General features: G+C 68.0%; 13 protein-coding genes. 10 read left to right on the top strand and 3 right to left on the bottom strand.

The genetic code is table 11. From position 1 onward, the window contains the following. Nucleotides 1-126 precede the first annotated feature (126 nt). On the bottom strand, nucleotides 127-834 hold the full coding sequence (locus FM113_RS04950) for a TetR/AcrR family transcriptional regulator (protein WP_254908870.1): 708 nt from the start codon (nucleotides 832-834) through the stop codon (nucleotides 127-129). A 164-nt stretch (nucleotides 835-998) separates the two neighbouring features. Here FM113_RS04950 and FM113_RS04945 point away from each other — a divergent pair, with 164 nt between their 5' ends. The 8 genes from FM113_RS04945 (at nucleotide 999) to FM113_RS04910 (ending at nucleotide 10,259) form a co-directional block, all read left to right on the top strand. After that, nucleotides 999-2,666: an amidohydrolase gene (locus tag FM113_RS04945; RefSeq protein ID WP_087012109.1), complete on the top strand. Its 1,668-nt coding sequence runs from the start codon at nucleotides 999-1,001 to the stop codon at nucleotides 2,664-2,666. Nucleotides 2,667-2,704: 38 nt separating this feature from the next. Beyond that, nucleotides 2,705-4,345 carry an ABC transporter substrate-binding protein gene (locus tag FM113_RS04940; RefSeq protein WP_087012107.1) on the top strand — a complete coding sequence of 547 codons (1,641 nt, stop codon included), beginning with the start codon at nucleotides 2,705-2,707 and terminating at the stop codon, nucleotides 4,343-4,345. An 82-nt stretch (nucleotides 4,346-4,427) separates the two neighbouring features. Further along, entirely contained in the window at nucleotides 4,428-5,384 is a 957-nt protein-coding gene (locus FM113_RS04935) for an ABC transporter permease (RefSeq protein ID WP_087012105.1), read from the top strand. Beyond that, entirely contained in the window at nucleotides 5,381-6,247 is an 867-nt protein-coding gene (locus FM113_RS04930; protein WP_087012103.1) for an ABC transporter permease, read from the top strand. Before FM113_RS04935 ends, FM113_RS04930 begins: the two co-directional genes overlap by 4 nt. Continuing rightward, entirely contained in the window at nucleotides 6,244-7,929 is a 1,686-nt protein-coding gene (locus FM113_RS04925) for an ABC transporter ATP-binding protein (protein ID WP_087012101.1), read from the top strand. Before FM113_RS04930 ends, FM113_RS04925 begins: the two co-directional genes overlap by 4 nt. 37 nt (nucleotides 7,930-7,966) lie before the next feature. After that, a complete protein-coding gene (locus tag FM113_RS04920; RefSeq protein WP_087012099.1) occupies nucleotides 7,967-9,217 on the top strand; it encodes a flavin-dependent oxidoreductase in 1,251 nt (416 codons plus the stop codon). Continuing rightward, the gene (locus FM113_RS04915) at nucleotides 9,214-9,675 is read left to right on the top strand and encodes a DUF3237 domain-containing protein (protein ID WP_087012097.1); all 462 of its coding nucleotides are present in this window, start codon (nucleotides 9,214-9,216) and stop codon (nucleotides 9,673-9,675) included. Before FM113_RS04920 ends, FM113_RS04915 begins: the two co-directional genes overlap by 4 nt. Before the next feature lie 164 nt (nucleotides 9,676-9,839). Further along, on the top strand, nucleotides 9,840-10,259 hold the full coding sequence (locus FM113_RS04910) for a hypothetical protein (protein WP_087012094.1): 420 nt from the start codon (nucleotides 9,840-9,842) through the stop codon (nucleotides 10,257-10,259). A gap of 97 nt (nucleotides 10,260-10,356) precedes the next feature. Here FM113_RS04910 and FM113_RS04905 read toward each other — a convergent pair whose 3' ends face one another. Continuing rightward, entirely contained in the window at nucleotides 10,357-12,147 is a 1,791-nt protein-coding gene (locus tag FM113_RS04905) for a thiamine pyrophosphate-binding protein (protein ID WP_087012092.1), read from the bottom strand. Nucleotides 12,148-12,477: 330 nt separating this feature from the next. Beyond that, on the bottom strand, nucleotides 12,478-13,197 hold the full coding sequence (locus tag FM113_RS04900; RefSeq protein WP_087012090.1) for an IclR family transcriptional regulator: 720 nt from the start codon (nucleotides 13,195-13,197) through the stop codon (nucleotides 12,478-12,480). 142 nt (nucleotides 13,198-13,339) lie between these two features. Here FM113_RS04900 and FM113_RS04895 point away from each other — a divergent pair, with 142 nt between their 5' ends. Then, on the top strand, nucleotides 13,340-15,244 hold the full coding sequence (locus tag FM113_RS04895) for an FAD-dependent monooxygenase (protein ID WP_087012088.1): 1,905 nt from the start codon (nucleotides 13,340-13,342) through the stop codon (nucleotides 15,242-15,244). A 170-nt stretch (nucleotides 15,245-15,414) separates the two neighbouring features. After that, entirely contained in the window at nucleotides 15,415-15,981 is a 567-nt protein-coding gene (locus tag FM113_RS04890) for a TetR/AcrR family transcriptional regulator (protein ID WP_087012086.1), read from the top strand. The last annotated feature ends 22 nt before the right edge of the window (nucleotides 15,982-16,003 follow it).

Genomic DNA, 16,003 nt, shown 5'->3' with positions numbered 1-16,003 from the left:
TGGAGTTGCGTCGGCAGCGTCAGATGTGTATATGAGAGAGCTTTCTGGGGCTTCATGCGGGCGAAGCCCCAGAAACTCACCCATCGATGTGTCTCGCGGGGCCGCCGTGCCGCGGGGCCGCGGGGGCTACGCCGTGGCACGTTCGGCGGAGCGGATGAGGGTCTCGATCCCCAACAGGTACGTCTCGTGGTCGTCGAGCTCGGCAAGCGGGCCCGTGAATCGCGCGATCTGCGGGTACATCCGCGGATCCGCGAGGATGGGGCCGTCAAGCCAGGGTGAGCCCTCCGTTGCCGCCTGCTCGTCGCCGCTCTCGATCCGTGCGCGGGCGATTCCCGAGGCGGTCGACAGGAGGTAGGAAGAAAACAGCGCGTAGTGGCGTACGACGTCATCGGGGGCGAGTCCCGCGCGATCCAGTGCGTCGAGGATCAGCTCGATGGCGCGCAGCTCGCCCGGGCCGTGCGTGGTCAGCACCATCGATTCCGCCGCGATGGAGGGGTGCGCGCAGTACTCTACGAGCGTGCCCAGCGCGAGCTGGCGGATGCGCCCTCGCCAGTCCTCGGGCGGCGCAGTGATGCTGTCCATCGCCCGGATGTGCAACTCGTCAAGCAGCGCCTCCATGAGGTGGGACTTGCTCCGGAAATGGCGGTAAATCGCAGACGGGTCCACTCCGAGGCGCAGCCCGAGGGCCTTCGCGGAGAAGTCGTTGGAGCGGGTTTCCGCGGCGACGGCGAGGCCCGTGCTGACAATGAGCTCGGTGTCGAGCTTGATCTTTCTCGCACCCCCGCGGCGGCGGGTGGGCGATGCGGCGGGTGTCGCTGCTGACGGCGCGGTCATGGGGCTCCTCTCCAGCGCCCAGCGTAGAGCATCAGTGTGACTTCGTGACGCGCGGAAGCCTTAGTTCATCACGATGACAAATACTTTGTCAAAGGCTTTGACAAATGTCACGCACCTCGATTACGCTCCAGAACAGCTTGATTCAGAGTCGAACGAGGAGCGTGATGGCCAGCAAGATTCCACACGAGGTGCTGTTCTCCGGAGGAGCAGTGTTCACGGGGCGCGGCGCGCCACTGCACGGAATGTCTGTGCTCGTGAGCGAGGGCACAATCGTCGCGGTGCTGCCCGACGTCGAGGCCGCGGCACTGGCGGGCCCCGAGACCGCTCGCGTCGACCTGGCCGGTGCCCTGCTCTCGCCGGGTTTCCAAGACGCGCACATCCACCCCATCAGCGGCGGAGTCGAAGCGCTCCAGTGCGATCTCACCGGATCCGAGGACGCAGCCGATGCGGTGCGTCTGATCGCCGATTACGCGGCGGCCCACCCTGAAGAGCCATGGATTCTCGGCGGAGGCTGGTCGATGGATCACTTCCCGGGCGGTGCACCGACGCGTGCGCTCATCGACGCCGTTGTGCCGGATCGCCCCGTCCTGTTGATGAGTCGAGACCACCACAGTACGTGGGCGAACACCGCCGCGATCCGTGCCGCGGGCCTCGATAGCTCCACCCCGGATCCGGCGGACGGTCGGATTGAACGCGAGGAGGACGCCACCCCCGCCGGCACCTTCCACGAGGGGGCGGGGGACCTGTTCGCGGCGGTGAAGCCCAACAACTCCGCGGAGCTGATCTACCGGGGCCTGCTCCACGCTCAGGCCGAGCTCATGGCACTCGGGATCACCGGCTGGCAAGACGCCTGGGTCGGGGCCGACGGCCCGGGGCTGGGCACACTGGATGCCTACGAGCGCGCCGTCGCCGAGGACACCCTGCGGGTACACGTCGTGGGGGCTCAGTGGTGGGAGCGCGACCGCGGCCTCGAACAGATCGAGGAAAAGCTCGCGCTCCGCGACGCACGCCGCGCGAGCGGCACCGCCGAGCGATTCGATCTCGGCACCGTAAAGATGATGTTGGACGGTGTCGCCGAGAACTACACCGCCGCAATGATCGAACCCTACCGGGACGCACAGGGCCACGACACCTGCAACCACGGCATCTCCTTCGTCGATCCCGAGATCCTCACCGAGGCCGTCACGCGCCTCGACGCCGCCGGGATGCAGGTCCATTTCCACGCGCTCGGTGACCGCGCTGTCGCAGACGCCCTCGACGCCGTCACCGCCGCCCGCGCCGCCAATGGCCCGAGCGATGCGCGGCACCACCTCGCGCACCTGCAGGTCGTGACCGAGGCGGATGCTGCCCGCTTCGCAGAGTCAGGCGCGACCGCGAACCTGCAGATGCTCTGGGCCACCCACGAGGATCAGCTCGACACGCTCACGCTGCCCTTCTTGCAGGAGGGGGCCGTGCAGCGGCAGTACCCGTTCGGCGATCTGCAGCGGGGCGGTGCCCGGCTCGCCGCCGGCAGCGACTGGCCGGTGTCCTCGGCCGACCCGCTCGCGGCGATCCACATCGGGGTGACCCGCGTCGGCCCAGACATCGCCGAGGGGCCGCTCGGCGGGGAGACACAGCGCCTCGAGCTGGAGACCGCGCTCGCCGCGTATACCTCGGGAACCGCCTACGTGAACCACCGGGACCACGACACCGGCACGATCGCGTCCGGGTATCTCGCGAACCTTGTGGTGATCGAGCCCGATCCGTTCACGCTCGCCCCCGATGAGCTGCATCGCGCGCGCGTGCGCGAAACCTGGATCTCCGGGGAGCGCGTCTACGCCCGACCGGAATAATCCACCCCCGTCCTGCCCCCCACCAAAGGAGAACACCGTTGTTCACGACACCGAAACGCCGCCGCGGCGTCGCCCTCATCGCGGGCCTCGCAATCGCGGGCCTCAGCCTCACCGCCTGCTCGGGCGGCGGATCCAGCGCCGGATCCGCCCCGCTCGATTGGGAGATCACCGAGCAGACCGCCGCCCCCGCGGGGGACATCGAGCAGATCACCTGGGCGAGCTACGCCGAGCCGTTCTCGCTCGACTACGCCTACGCCTTCGACTACGCCGACAACCAGGTGCTCGCGAACGTGTGCGAGTCGCTGCTGCGCCTGAACCCCGACTTCACCCTGGAGCCGAGCCTCGCGGAGTCCTTCGCGAACCCGACCCCCACCACCTGGGTGTACCAGATTCGTGACGGCGTGAAGTTCCACGACGGCACCGTGATGACCGCCGCCGACGTGGTGGCCTCGATGCAGCGCCACATCGACCCGGAACTCGGCTCCTCCTGGTTCAGCGTCTACCAGAACGTCGCCTCGATCGAGCAGACCGGGGAGCGCGAGGTGACCGTGACCACCACGATCCCGGACTCCCAGTTCAACCTGGGCATGGGCGGCTCCGCGGGCGTTATCGAGTCCGCGGCGACGCTGGCCGAGGCCGGGGCCGACTACGGCAACTCGAGCACCGGCGTGAACTGCACCGGCCCCATGCAGTTCGACTCGTGGAAGTCCGGGGAGAGGATTTCGCTGAGCCGCTTCGCCGACTATTGGAATCCTGAGCTGGCGGCCAAATCGGAGCGCTTCGACTTTGTGTTCATGACCGACGCAACGGCGCGCACCAACGCCCTGAAATCGGGCGAGGTTGACGGTACTTGGCTGCTGCCGATTGACGCGGCGCAAAACCTGCAGGACGCGGGCGGTGACGTGCTCTACGGCATGAACACCGCCGTCTCGAATCTCATCGTGTCGGACATGGAGGGGCCGCTCGGCGATGTACGCGTGCGCAAGGCGCTGCTCATGGCCCTCGATCGCCAGGGCATCCTGGACGCCATGAATAAGGGCGTGGGCGAGGTGACCGATGTGTTCACCACGCCGTCCGTGTGGGGAGACGCCGATCCGGCCGTCACTGAGAGCGCATTTGCGGAGATCGAGGCGTATCCGCACGATGTTGAGGCGGCGAAGGCGCTTGTCGAGGAGGCCGGTGCGAGCGGGGCGAGCGTGAAGCTCGTCACCGCGCCGATCAACCAGGACTTCGCGATCGTGTCCCAGGCTACGGCCGCCGCCGGCAAGTCGATCGGGCTCGACGTCAAGATCGAGACGGTCACCCCCGCTGCCTACACGACCCTGTTCTCGGATCCCGACGCGCGCAAGGGTGTCGACCTGTTCTACACGCAGTGGTACCTCTCCAGCCCGGACCCCCTCGAGATGTACGCGGTGCTCCGCACCGGCGAATTCTCGAACTACGGCAACTGGGAGAACCCGGAGTACGACTCGCTTGTCACCGAGGCGGTCTCGACGATGGATCCGAAGTCGCGTAGCGCGCTCACGGCCCAGGCCCAGCAGCTCGCCAACGAGGAGCTCCCGTGGCTGCCCCTCGTGACCGCCCCCAACGCGATGTATCTGGGGGAGCGCGTCACTGGACTCTCGCCCTCGATCAACTTCCTCTACTACCCCTGGGCAGCGACCCTGGGCGCGCGCTAAGCGCCCTGGCGCTTGACCCACTACACACTCGCTGGCCGGCGGGCCTCACCGCCGGCCAGCACCACGATTTGGAGACCCCACGATGACCTACGTGCGGCGCATCGCATCCAAGCTGGGTGCGCTCCTGCTCACGCTGTTCCTCGCTTCACTCCTGGTGTTCTTCTCGCGCTTCATCGTTCCGGGTGACCCGGTGCGGTTCCTGTTGCGCGGGCGGAAGCCCAGCCCCGAAGCGGTGGCCGCGGTGACCGAGCAGTTCGGACTCGACCTTCCCCCGTGGGAGCAGTACCTGAACTGGGTGTTCGGGATTTTCCGCGGCGACTTCGGGCGTTCCCTCCAGTTCCGGCAGGACGTCGCTACGGTGATCGGCGACAGGCTCCCCGTCACCCTCGGGCTCGTGGTGCTCGCCGGTGCGATGATCGCGGTGGTCGGGATTGGCGCGGGCGTCATTGCCGCGCTGAACCGCGGCAAGCTCGCGGACCGGGCCACCCTGATCTTCCTCACGGTGCTCGGCGCGATCCCCTCCTTCGTGGGGGCGATTGTGCTGATCGCGGTGTTCGCGGTGACCCTCGGCTGGTTCCCGACGTTCGGTACGGGCGAGGGGTTCTGGGATTCGCTCTGGCACCTCTTCCTCCCGGCGCTCGCGCTCGCGATCTCGTTTGTCGTGCTGATTGGGAAAGTGACGCGAAGCTCCATGGTCGAGCAGATCGGCAAGGAACACGTGGAGGTGGCAACGAGTCGCGGCCTGAAGCGCGGCACGGTGATCCGCCGCCATGTCTTCCGCAACGCGATCGGGCCGATCGCGACGGTCAGCGGTGTGCTCGTGGCTGGCCTCCTGGTGGCGAGCACGATCGTCGAGTCCGCGTTCGGGATCTCCGGCCTCGGCTCGCTACTCGTGCAGTCCGTTGACCGTCTGGACTTCCCCGTTGTGCAAATGATCGTGCTGCTCGTGGTGACCGCCTTTGTGGTCGTCAACGCGGTGGTGGATCTGCTCGAACCCCTCATTGATCCCCGGGCCGCGGCAGGAGCTGATGCGCGATGACTGTTCCCAATCCCACGACCGCGGTGCGGGTGATGCGCGCGCCGCGCGCCCGCCGCTCGACGACTCTGTTCACCATCAGCGTGGTGGTGCTCGCCGCGGTCACCCTGGCCGCCGCGTTCGCGCCGTTTGTCGCACCGTACGACCCCGATGCGGTCGACTTTCTCGCCTTCAACGGCGGCCCGACCGCCGCCCACTGGCTCGGCACGGACGGCCTGGGCCGTGACATCCTCAGCCGGATGATCTGGGGTGCGCGTACCGCGCTCCTCGGCCCCCTCCTCGTGGTGCTGTTCTCCACGATCGTCGGGATCCTGCTCGGCCTGCTCGCGGGCTGGCGTGGCGGCTGGATCGACGCCGTGCTCAGCCGTGTCTTCGACGTGATCTTCGCGTTTCCCGCGCTGTTGATCGCGATTATGGCGGTCGCGCTGTTTGGGAAGGGCCTCGTCGCTCCGGTGATCGCGATGAGCCTCGCGTACGCGCCCTATGTGGCCAGGCTCACCCGCTCGCTCGTCACCGCGGAACGGAACCGCCCATACGTGTCCGCGTACCGCGTGCAGGGCTTCGGCGGAGCGTGGATCGCGCTGCGCCGGGTGCTGCCCAACGTGATCCCGATCGTTGGGGCGCAGTCGACGCTGAACTTTGGCTACGTGCTTGCCGAGTTGGCGGGGCTCTCGTTCCTCGGGCTCGGCGTGCAGGCCCCGGCGTCTGACTGGGGCGCGATGATCAACGAGGCGCAGCCCGGCATCGCCGGCGGTCACTTCCTGCCGGCCGTTGTCCCCGCGATCGCCGTGGTGATCGTCGTGGTTGCCGTCAACATCATCGGCGAAGAACTCTCGGAACGAATCGGAGGGGGTGTGTCCGCATGACACTGCTCAACATCACGAACCTGACGCTTGACCTTCCCAACGGGAAACGACTGCTCGATGGGATCTCACTGCGCGTCGAAGCGGGCGAAACTGTCGGCCTGGTCGGGGAATCTGGATCCGGCAAATCGCTGACGGCGCGCTCCGTGCTTGGCCTGCTGCCCGGCGGCGCGATCATCGGCGGCAGCGTGGTCTGCGACGGGCACGATGTGCTCACCGCGGGCCGGGCGGAGCTCCTAGACGTGCGGCGTTCGAGCGCCGCCATGATTTTCCAGGACCCACGCGCCGGCATCAACCCCATGCGCACGATCGGTGACCACATGACTGAGTCGCTGCGGCTGTGTCAGGGCGTCCCTGGCTCCGAAGCCCGCGCCACGGCCACGGAGCTGCTGCGCGCCGTCAGGTTGCCGCGCCCCGAAGATCATCTGGGCCAGTTCCCGCACGAGTTCTCGGGCGGCATGCTGCAGCGTGTCATGATCGCGGGGGCGCTCACGAGCGCCCCGAAGCTGCTGATTTGCGACGAGCCGACAACCGCGCTCGACGTGACCACTCAGGCCGAAATCATCGAGGTGCTGCGCGAACAGCGGGCAGCACGCGGCATGGGAATGCTGTTCATCACCCACGACCTGAACCTTGCCGCCTCGATCTGCGATCGCGTCGTCGTGATGGCCGGTGGGCAGGTCGTTGAAGAGGGGAGCGCACGCGACATCTTCACGAACCCCACGGCGGACTACACGAAGCGGCTGATCGCCGCGACGCCGAGCGTGACCGTCACGGATCCAGCACCGGTCGATCTAGCAGCGGCGGATCCAGCAGCGCCGTATCCGGCACCCGCGGGTGCTGCCGCGGCTGCGGATCCGACCGCGGGCGCCGCGCCCGCCGCACCCGCCGCACCCGCTTCTGCAGAGCCACTCGTGCTCGTGCGCGAGCTTTCGAAGACGTACCACTCGCGCGGCCACGAGGCCGTCCATGCGGTCCGGGGTGCGTCGCTCGCGATCCCGCGGGGCGGAGCCCTCGGGGTTGTAGGGGAATCCGGATCTGGGAAGTCCACTCTGGCACGCATGATCATCGGACTCGAACAGCCCGACGCGGGGGAGCTGCGCATCGCCGGCGTCACCCGAACGGACGTGCCGCGTGGCAAGGCTGCGCGCCTCGCCCGGGCCCGCAGCGCGCAGATGGTGTTTCAGGATCCATACCTGTCGCTCGACCCCCGCATTCCGGTGGGGCAAGCCGTCGAGGACGCGCTGCGCCTGCACACGCGGGTCTCCGGTGCGGCGGCCGCGGACCGTGCCCTGGCGCTGCTCGACGATGTGGGCCTGAGCCGGGAGCACGCGCAGGCCTTGCCTCGCACGCTGTCTGGTGGTCAGCGCCAGCGCGTCGCGATCGCGCGGGCTATCGCGATCGAACCTGAGCTCCTCGTCATGGATGAAGCAACGAGCGCACTTGACGTCTCTGTGCAGGCACAGGTGCTCGACCTGCTTGCCCGAGTGCGCGCTGAGCAGGGCCTCACGATCCTTTTCATTAGCCACGACCTCGGCGTAGTGCGGCGAGTGTGCGACGAGACGCTGGTCATGCGCCGCGGTGAGATCGTCGAGAGCGGACCCACCGAGGTGCTGCTCAGCGACCCGCAGCACGAGTACACGCGCATGCTGCTGGATTCCGTGCCGCGTCCGGCCTGGGCGTAGCCGGCCGCCATCCATCCCTCACCCCTGGAGAATACGTATGCAAACCCTCATCATCGGTGCCGGAATCGGCGGCCTCGTCACGGCCCTCAGCCTCGCCGATGCCGGCCACCGGGACATCATTATCGCCGAGCGCAGCTCGGAGATCCGCGGCCTCGGCGTCGGACTCAATCTGCTCCCGCACGCCGCACGAGAACTCGATGAGCTCGGAGTGCTCGACCGGGTCGCCGCGCTCGGCGTCGAACCCGCCACACTTGCGTACTACACGCGCCGCGGCCAGCTCATCTGGTCGGAACCGCGCGGCACGCACGCCGGCTATCGCTGGCCGCAGCTGTCCGTGCACCGCGGACGCCTGCAGCTGCTCCTGCGAGACCTTGTCCAGGAGAGACTCGGCGACGTGATCCGGCTGGGGCATCGGCTCAAGCGGGTCGCGGAGGACGGGCGCTCGGCCGTGTGTGAGCGCGCGGACGGGACCGAAACGGAGCTCCACGCCGATCTGATCGTGGCCGCCGACGGCATCCACTCCACGGCCCGCGCCCAGCGCTACCCGGACGAGGGCGGGCCCGTGTGGAGCGGACTCACCCTGTGGCGTGGCACGGCGACGGTTCCCGCACTGCTCGATGCCCGCACCATGTTCATGATGGGGGATGCGGACCAGAAGTTCGTGGCGTACCCGCTTGAAGCACCGCGCCCGGATGGGACGCAGCGCATCAACTTCATCGCGGAGCGCCGCGGCGGGGGCTCGCCGAGCGCGGACTGGAACCGGCAGGCTGATCGCGGCCCGGTCGCCGAACTCTTCGACGGCTGGACCACCGAATGGCTCGATATTCCCGCGATCGTTCGCGACGCTGGAGAGCTGCTCGAATACCCGATGGTGGATCGCGAGGCGATCCCGCAGTGGACGTTTGGGCGCATGACCCTGCTTGGCGACGCCGCCCACGCGATGTACCCGAACGGCTCGAACGGTGGCTCGCAGGCGATACTGGACGCTCGCACCCTGGCGCACCGGATCGCGACCGAGGCGTCGCTCGAGGAGGCGCTCGCCGCCTACGAGGCGGAGCGTCGGCCCGCGACCGCGCGGCTGCTTGAGATGACGCGGCAGACAGGCCCGGAGCGCGTGATGCAGCTCGCCTCCGAGCGCGCGCCGGAGGGCTTCGCCGAGGTGACCGACGTGATCCCGCAGGCGGAACTTGAAGAGATTGCGGCGGCATATAAGCGCGCCGCTGGCTTCGACCCCGACGGGCTGAACGCGCGTGCCTCGCTGAGCGTTCGGCCGGAGCCGGCGTCGTGAGCGCTGACGGCGGCGCGGGGCCGGCCGTGCCCGAACTGATTCCGGTCGGGGAGATCACCGTGCAGCTTGGCTCGTCGCGTGAGTACGGCACCACACGAGTGGGCGAACGCCGCGTCACGCCGATTCTCGGCGGCGTGGTGCAGATCCTGGACTCGGGCGGGGCGCTGCCCCCGGTCATGGCCGAGATCCTGCCAGGCGGGGCCGACTGGCAGCGGGTGCGCCCCGACGGGGTGATTGAGATCGACGCCCGGTACGAGGCGGTCACGCCGGGCGGGCACGGCCTGATCCTGCACGTCAGGGGTCTGCGCCGAGTCGGCCCGGACGGGGTCTACTTCCGGGCGGGCGTCACCGTTGAGGCAGGCGATGCGTCGCTCGCCGAGCTTGAACGGGTGCTGCTCCTGGTCGACGGCGTGCGCGAGGCCGAGCAGGTGCGCCACACGCTCTACCGCGTGGCCTAGCCCCGCCCGGTCCGCCGGGCACGCATCGATGGGTGAGTTTCTGGGGCTTGACGTTCGCGAAGCCCCAGAAACTCACCCATCGATGTGCGTCCGGGGTGCGCGTGGCCCCGGCGGCCTCGAAGTTCCGCTCGATAGGGTCGAGGGGAACGGCGAAAGGGGTCAACATGACAAACACGTGGCTGGCGAAGGCCGGGGTGGTCGCCGCACTGGCGCTCCTGCTCGCGGGCTGTGCGCCCGCATCGGAGCCGAATGCCGGGGTGAACGCCGGGGACTCTGGGATCCCCTCGGAGGCGGCCCCCTCTGGTGCCGACCTGCAAAAACTCATCGACGACGGCACGCTGCCCGCGGACTTCCCGGCAGGCGCGGAGCGCGTCCGGCTCATTGAACACGGCAAGAAGCTCGCCGCCTCATGGACCGGAGAACCGCTTGGCGCGGACTGCAGCGCAGCCGAGTCTTCGCCCGGCTCGTATGCAGCGATCCTGCTCCTGCAGGACGTCCCGCTGACGGACATTCAGCGCTGTGGCGACGTGTGGCAGGCCACGCAGGCCGATGGCTCGCACGTGCTCTGGAACTCGGAACGCTAACGCCGGATCCGGCACCAGATGACCGCGGCCCCGCACCCTGAGACGTGTGGGGCCGCGGTCGGTGTTGCGTGCCGGATTCTTCTCGATCCGGCGCTGCTTACGCCTCGGGGACGTCCAGGCCGTTCACACGCTGGATCTCGCGCTGGTACTCGGCGACGACGCTGCGCGAGACACGGCAGTCGAGCACGATCGTGCCCTGTGCTCCCGCGGCGGTCCATGCGCCGAGCGCATCAAGATCCGCGAGCGTACGGACCTGCACACCCTGAGCGCCAAGCGCCGCGGAGACCCCGGCGAAGTCCACATCGGGGATCAACATGGGCCCCTCGTCGAGTCCCATCACGCCGTAGAGGTGGACCTCGGCACCGTAGGCACCGTCGTTCCACACCACAATCACGGTGCTCGGCGAGGTCCGGATTGCGGTCTCCAGGTCCGCGAGTGCCATCAGCCCACCGCCGTCACCCGTGCTGAGCACTGCGGTCGTGCCGGGTGCCGCGGCGGCAACGCCCGCGACCGTCGGGAAGCCGAGACCGATTGTCTGGTAGGCGGTGCCGACCATGATCATGCGCTCGGGTGAGGCGACGGGCCAGTACATGTTGGCCCAGCCAATGAAGTGGCCGCCGTCGGTGGTGACGTGCCGGTCCTCAGGCAGGAGCTCGCCAATGCGTGCCGCGACGGCGCGGGGATCGAGGCGGCCGTCAGCGCAGAGGCCTTCGGCGTTCGCATCGGCGCCCGTGTCGCGGACGCGGAGCGCGCCGCCAGCCTCGAGGCCCGCGACGCGGGTGCGCCAACCGGCGCTGTGCGGCTCGGCAGCTTCGAGCGCGCCCAGCATGGTAGCGAGCGTCGCGCGGGCATCACCCTGTAGCAGCAGATGCGTGATCGGATGGTTCGACTTTGGCGGGGACACCTGCTCGCTGTCGATCCGGATCACGGTGGTGCCCGCGCTGAACAGATCGCCGAACCGCATGGTGAACTGGTTCAGGCTCGCACCGACAACAAGCACAACGTCGGCTTCGTGCAGCACCTCCATCGCCGGGATCTGGCCAAAGCCGCCGGTGATCCCGAGATCAAACTGCTGTTCCGGGAAGATCCCTCGGGCAAGGGCCGTGCTCGAAGTGAGGGCGCCGAGCGCGTCGGCCACCCGGCCGAGTTCGGCGGCGGCACCCGAGACGTGCGCGCCCCGGCCCGCGAGGATCAGGGGGCGCTCAGCCTCGAGCAGCGCCAGCACGGCGGCCTCGAGCTGGTGTGCAGCGAGTCCAGCGATGGGCTCACTGCGCGGGGTCGCCGGTGCGGGCACAGCGGTGTCGGCGACCGACGCGCTCAGCGCCGCGAGCACGGCGGGATCGTTCAGATCGATGCCGCCCGCGGGCACGTTGGACTCAGGCTGGGCTGGGGCGACGGCGGGTGCGGTCACGAGGTCGTAAGGGATCCCGAGCACAACAGGGCGGCGGAATCGCTGCGCGTAGGAGACGGCGCGCTCCACAGTGCGCTCGATGTTGGTCACCGTGAGCATGTGTGTGCGGACGCCAAGGGCCGCGGCGAGCATTTCCTGGTCGACATCCCAAGGGCGGGGGCCGGAGCTCGGTGCATCGCCCACGACAACGAGCATCGGGGTGCGAGCCTGCGCCGCCTCGGCGAGCGCGGTGAGCGTGTTCGTGAAGCCCGCACCGTAGGTCGTGGTGGCGATCGCGAGCTTGCCGCTCACGCGGGAGTAGGCGTCGGCGGCGGCAACGGTGCCGGCTTCGTGGCGCACTGCCGTATAGGAGACGCCGGCCTCGGCGAGGCTCTCAATGAGGTGCGCGTTACCATTCCCCATCAGGCCAAAACTGTGGTCAGCGTGGCGGGCGAGGGACGTAGCCAGGGTGTGGGTGAGTGTGGCGGAAGGGGACATCACAGAAATCCTTATGCGAAAAGACGAATGGATTGAAACCGTGTATGTCTCGCCGGGCAGCAATGCCGCGGCAGCAGCGCCCCTTTTTCGCGCGCCTTAGCCGGCCGGGTCGGAGTATCTCCCAACCGAGCTGGACTTCTCCATCATAGGGGGTGCCGGATCGGATGCACGTCGCTGGCGCGCCTGACCGGGGCACCGGTGACAAACGTGGCGGAGATCCTGCGCCCGTGTGCCGGATCCGGGCGAAAATCTCAGTGAAGCTCGTCAATCTCCGTGATTTTCGTGAGTCTCCGACGCGTGTGTCGCGCGGGCCGGTGGGGGAGCTCTTGCCTAGCGGTAGTTCTGAGCGATTCGGTCCGCAGCGTGCCGCAGCGCCGCCACCACGGTGTCGACGGAGTCCGGATGGTTGAAGTGCACGACAGCGATCGCCGCGGGGGCCTCGCCCTCGAGGCGCAGGGGCACCGCGATGGCGGTGACCCCGTCGATGACCTCGTTGCGGCTGAGCGCGTAGCCGTCGCGCTGCGTCGCGGCCGCGGCCTCGCTGAGGTCTTCGTGCCCGAACGCTGCCGCGCGCTCGGCGCGGCTGAGGCTCGATTCGATCGCGTGGCCAGGCGCGCCACGGTCGAGGGGGTGGCGCACGCCCGGGTTTCTGGCGATCGTCGCGGACACGTTTGAGGGTTCAACGGACACGAGGGTGACAACCTCGTCGGCGTCGAGGATTGTGACAAACGCGGTCATGCCGAGTGTGTAGGCCAGCTCAGACACGGGTTGCATCGCGGCCGTGTGGAGCATGGGAGCAACGCCGCGGGCCAGGACGGTGAGCTTGGGGCCGAGGCGGATCCGACCACCCGAATCACGGGCGACGAAGCGGTGCTGCTCCAAGGTGCGCAGGATTCGGTAGGCGTTGGAGCGGTGCACCCCGAGGCCTTCAGCGAGTTCCGTGATCGTCATCGGGACCTCGGCCTCGGCCAGGATTTCGAGGGCGCGCAGGCCGCGTGCAAGGGTCTGAGAGCCGGCTGGCGGGGCGGGCGCCTCGGTGTTCTCAGTCATATCTCTCTATTCTGGCTGAAACTGGTGCCGCTGGTGTTGTGCGAACGCGCGTCTAGCCCTATTCTGAGTGTGCGATATTCAAACTTCGTGTTCAATTATAGAACACGGCCTGGCGGGAACGCTAGGCAAGTGAGGAGAAACAGTGCAGTTCCACCACCACGGATATGTCTCCACGGACCCGCGGGTCCAGTTGGCTGCGGGAGTCGGGATCGACCGCCCGGACGACCTGCCCAGCGAGATTGATGTCCTGATCGTCGGTTCGGGCCCCGCTGGCATCGTCGCCGCGGCGCAGCTCGCCCAATTCCCGAACGTTGTCACCCGCGTGGTTGAGCGCCGGGACTCGCGCCTCGTGCTCGGGCAAGCAGACGGCATTCAGGCCCGCAGTGTCGAGACGTTCCAGGCCTTCGGCTTTGCCCAGCAGATCATCCAGGAGGCCTACCAGATCACGGAGACGAGCTTCTGGACGCCGGATCCCGCGAACCCGAAGAACATCGTCCGCAGTTCGGTCACGCCGGACGATCCGCAGGGTATCTCCGAGTTCCCGCACCTGATCGTGAATCAGGCTCGCGTGATCGACTACTTCGCCGAGTATGCGCGCCGGGCACCTGCCCGCGGCGACATCGACTACGGCTACGAGTTCGTGAGCCTTGAGGTTGGCGAGGGTGAATACCCCGTCGCCGTGACGCTCCGCAAGGTGTCGGGCCAGACGGGTGCGGGCATCAACGCTGCGGCCGAGGCGAACGCCGAGCAGGGCGAGACCGTCGTGGTTCACACAAAATACGTGATCGGTGCTGACGGTGCGCGGTCCAAGGTGCGCCGCGCAATCGGTGGATCCCTGAGTGGTGACCAGGCTTTCCATGCCTGGGGCGTGATGGACGTGCTCTCGGTCACCGATTTCCCCGACATCCGCAAGAAGTGCATCATCCACTCCGAGGCCGGCAGCATCCTGCATATCCCGCGCGAGGGCAACCATCTCGCCCGCATTTACGTCGATCTCGGTGAGGTTGACGAGCAGGACGGTGGCAAGGTGCGCGATACCCCGCTCGAAGATGTCATTGCGCAGGCCAATGCGATCATGCACCCGTACACGCTCGATGTGCGCAATGTCGCGTGGCACAGCGTCTACGAGGTCGCGCACCGCCTCACTGATCGCTTCGACGACGCTGAGACCTCTCCCGACGGCAAGCAGCGCGTCTTCCTGATGGGTGACGCCTGTCACACGCACAGCGCCAAGGCCGGACAGGGCATGAACGTGTCCATGCAGGACGGCTGGAACCTGGGCTGGAAGCTTGGCTACGTGATCGAGGGGCGCAGCCCGGAGTCGTTGCTGCAGACCTACTCTGATGAGCGCCGCGTCACCGCGAAGAACCTGATCGACTTCGATAAGGAGTGGTCAACGCTCATGGCGAAAAAGCCCGAGGAATTCGATTCCCCGGGGCAGCTCGAGGAGTTCTACGTGCAGACCGCCGAGTTCCCGGCCGGTTTCATGACCGAGTACACGGAGTCGATGCTGACGGGTTCCGCGGAGCACCAGGCGCTGGCACCCGGATTCCCGCTCGGCAAGCGCTTCAAGTCGGTCATGACGACGCGCGTGTCTGACGCGGTCGACGTGCACCTGGGGCACCACCACCGCGCGGACGGCCGGTTCCGCGTCTACGCCTTTGCGGACGCCTCGGGTGAGCAGCTGAACGCGTGGGCCGAGTGGCTGCTGTCGAACACCGACTCCCCGCTGCAGCGCTTCACGCCGCTCGGCGGCGATCTCGACGCGATCTTCGACGTGAAGGCCGTCTACCAGCAGGAGCACCACGGCGTCGACATCATGCAGGCGTCGAAGCTGTTCCTCCCGTTGACCGGCCCCTTCCAGCTCGTGGATTACGAAAAGATCTACGCAGCGAAGCCGGGCGAGGACATCTTCGAGGAGCGCGGGATCAGCCGCGACGGTGCCGTGGTGATCGTGCGCCCGGACCACTACGTGTCCGCGGTGCTGCCGCTCACCGATCCGGAGGCAGTGGCTCGGTTCTTCGAACCGATCTTCCTCACGCCGTAGCGCGTGGCGCACAGTGTGTGGCCGGGACCCCGTGTGGGGCCCCGGCCAAACACGTTTTGGCGGCCGCGTGCCTTCCCGCGGCCGCGGAATCTCCTTCGGAAACGGAGGGGTTCGCTCCCAGCGTCGATTCCGTACTGGCAGTTTCTGCCAAAGTGAGGGAAGCTGGGGGTATGACCGCGAACCCGCGACGCCCTACACCGCTCTCTGTCTCGCTGAGCTGCGCACGCACCCTCGCCGAGCGGGGGACGGCGGCGGTCACCGTGCGCGAGCTCGCGCAGGCCGCTGGTGTCTCCGAGCGCACCTTTTACCGCATGTTCGCGACAAAGGAGGAGAGCCTGCACCCCTTCCTTGATGAAGGAAACCGGGTGCTCGCGGAGGCGCTCGCTGCTCGCCCCGATGAGGGCGGGGTCGCGGCCGGGGTCGCGGCCGCGTTTTCCATCGCGCTCCGCACTGATTTTCGGCTCCGCGCATCAGCGCTGATGCCTGTGGTCTTCGGCGATCCGGCTCTGCGCCGCGTGTGGCAGGCCGTGAGCTTCGACACCGCGACCCGCATCCACGCGGACGTTGCACGGCTGTCCGGTCGCGAGGCTGCAGACCCGGCCGCCTGGGTCGCGACCGGCCGGGTTGTTGTCGCCATCATCACCGCGCTCACCGCGGTTATTTCGTCGGGTGCCGAGCCTGAGGAAGCGATTCGTGTTGCATTGCGCGCCGCGGACGAACCTCTCGATCGGACCTGACCCGGCGGATCCACCGTCGGTT

It is taken from the genome of Leucobacter sp. 7(1) (assembly GCF_900163635.1).
Classification (GTDB): domain Bacteria; phylum Actinomycetota; class Actinomycetes; order Actinomycetales; family Microbacteriaceae; genus Leucobacter.
The sequence above is the reverse complement of the archived record's forward strand: the minus strand, read 5'-3'. Positions and strand labels throughout refer to the sequence as shown.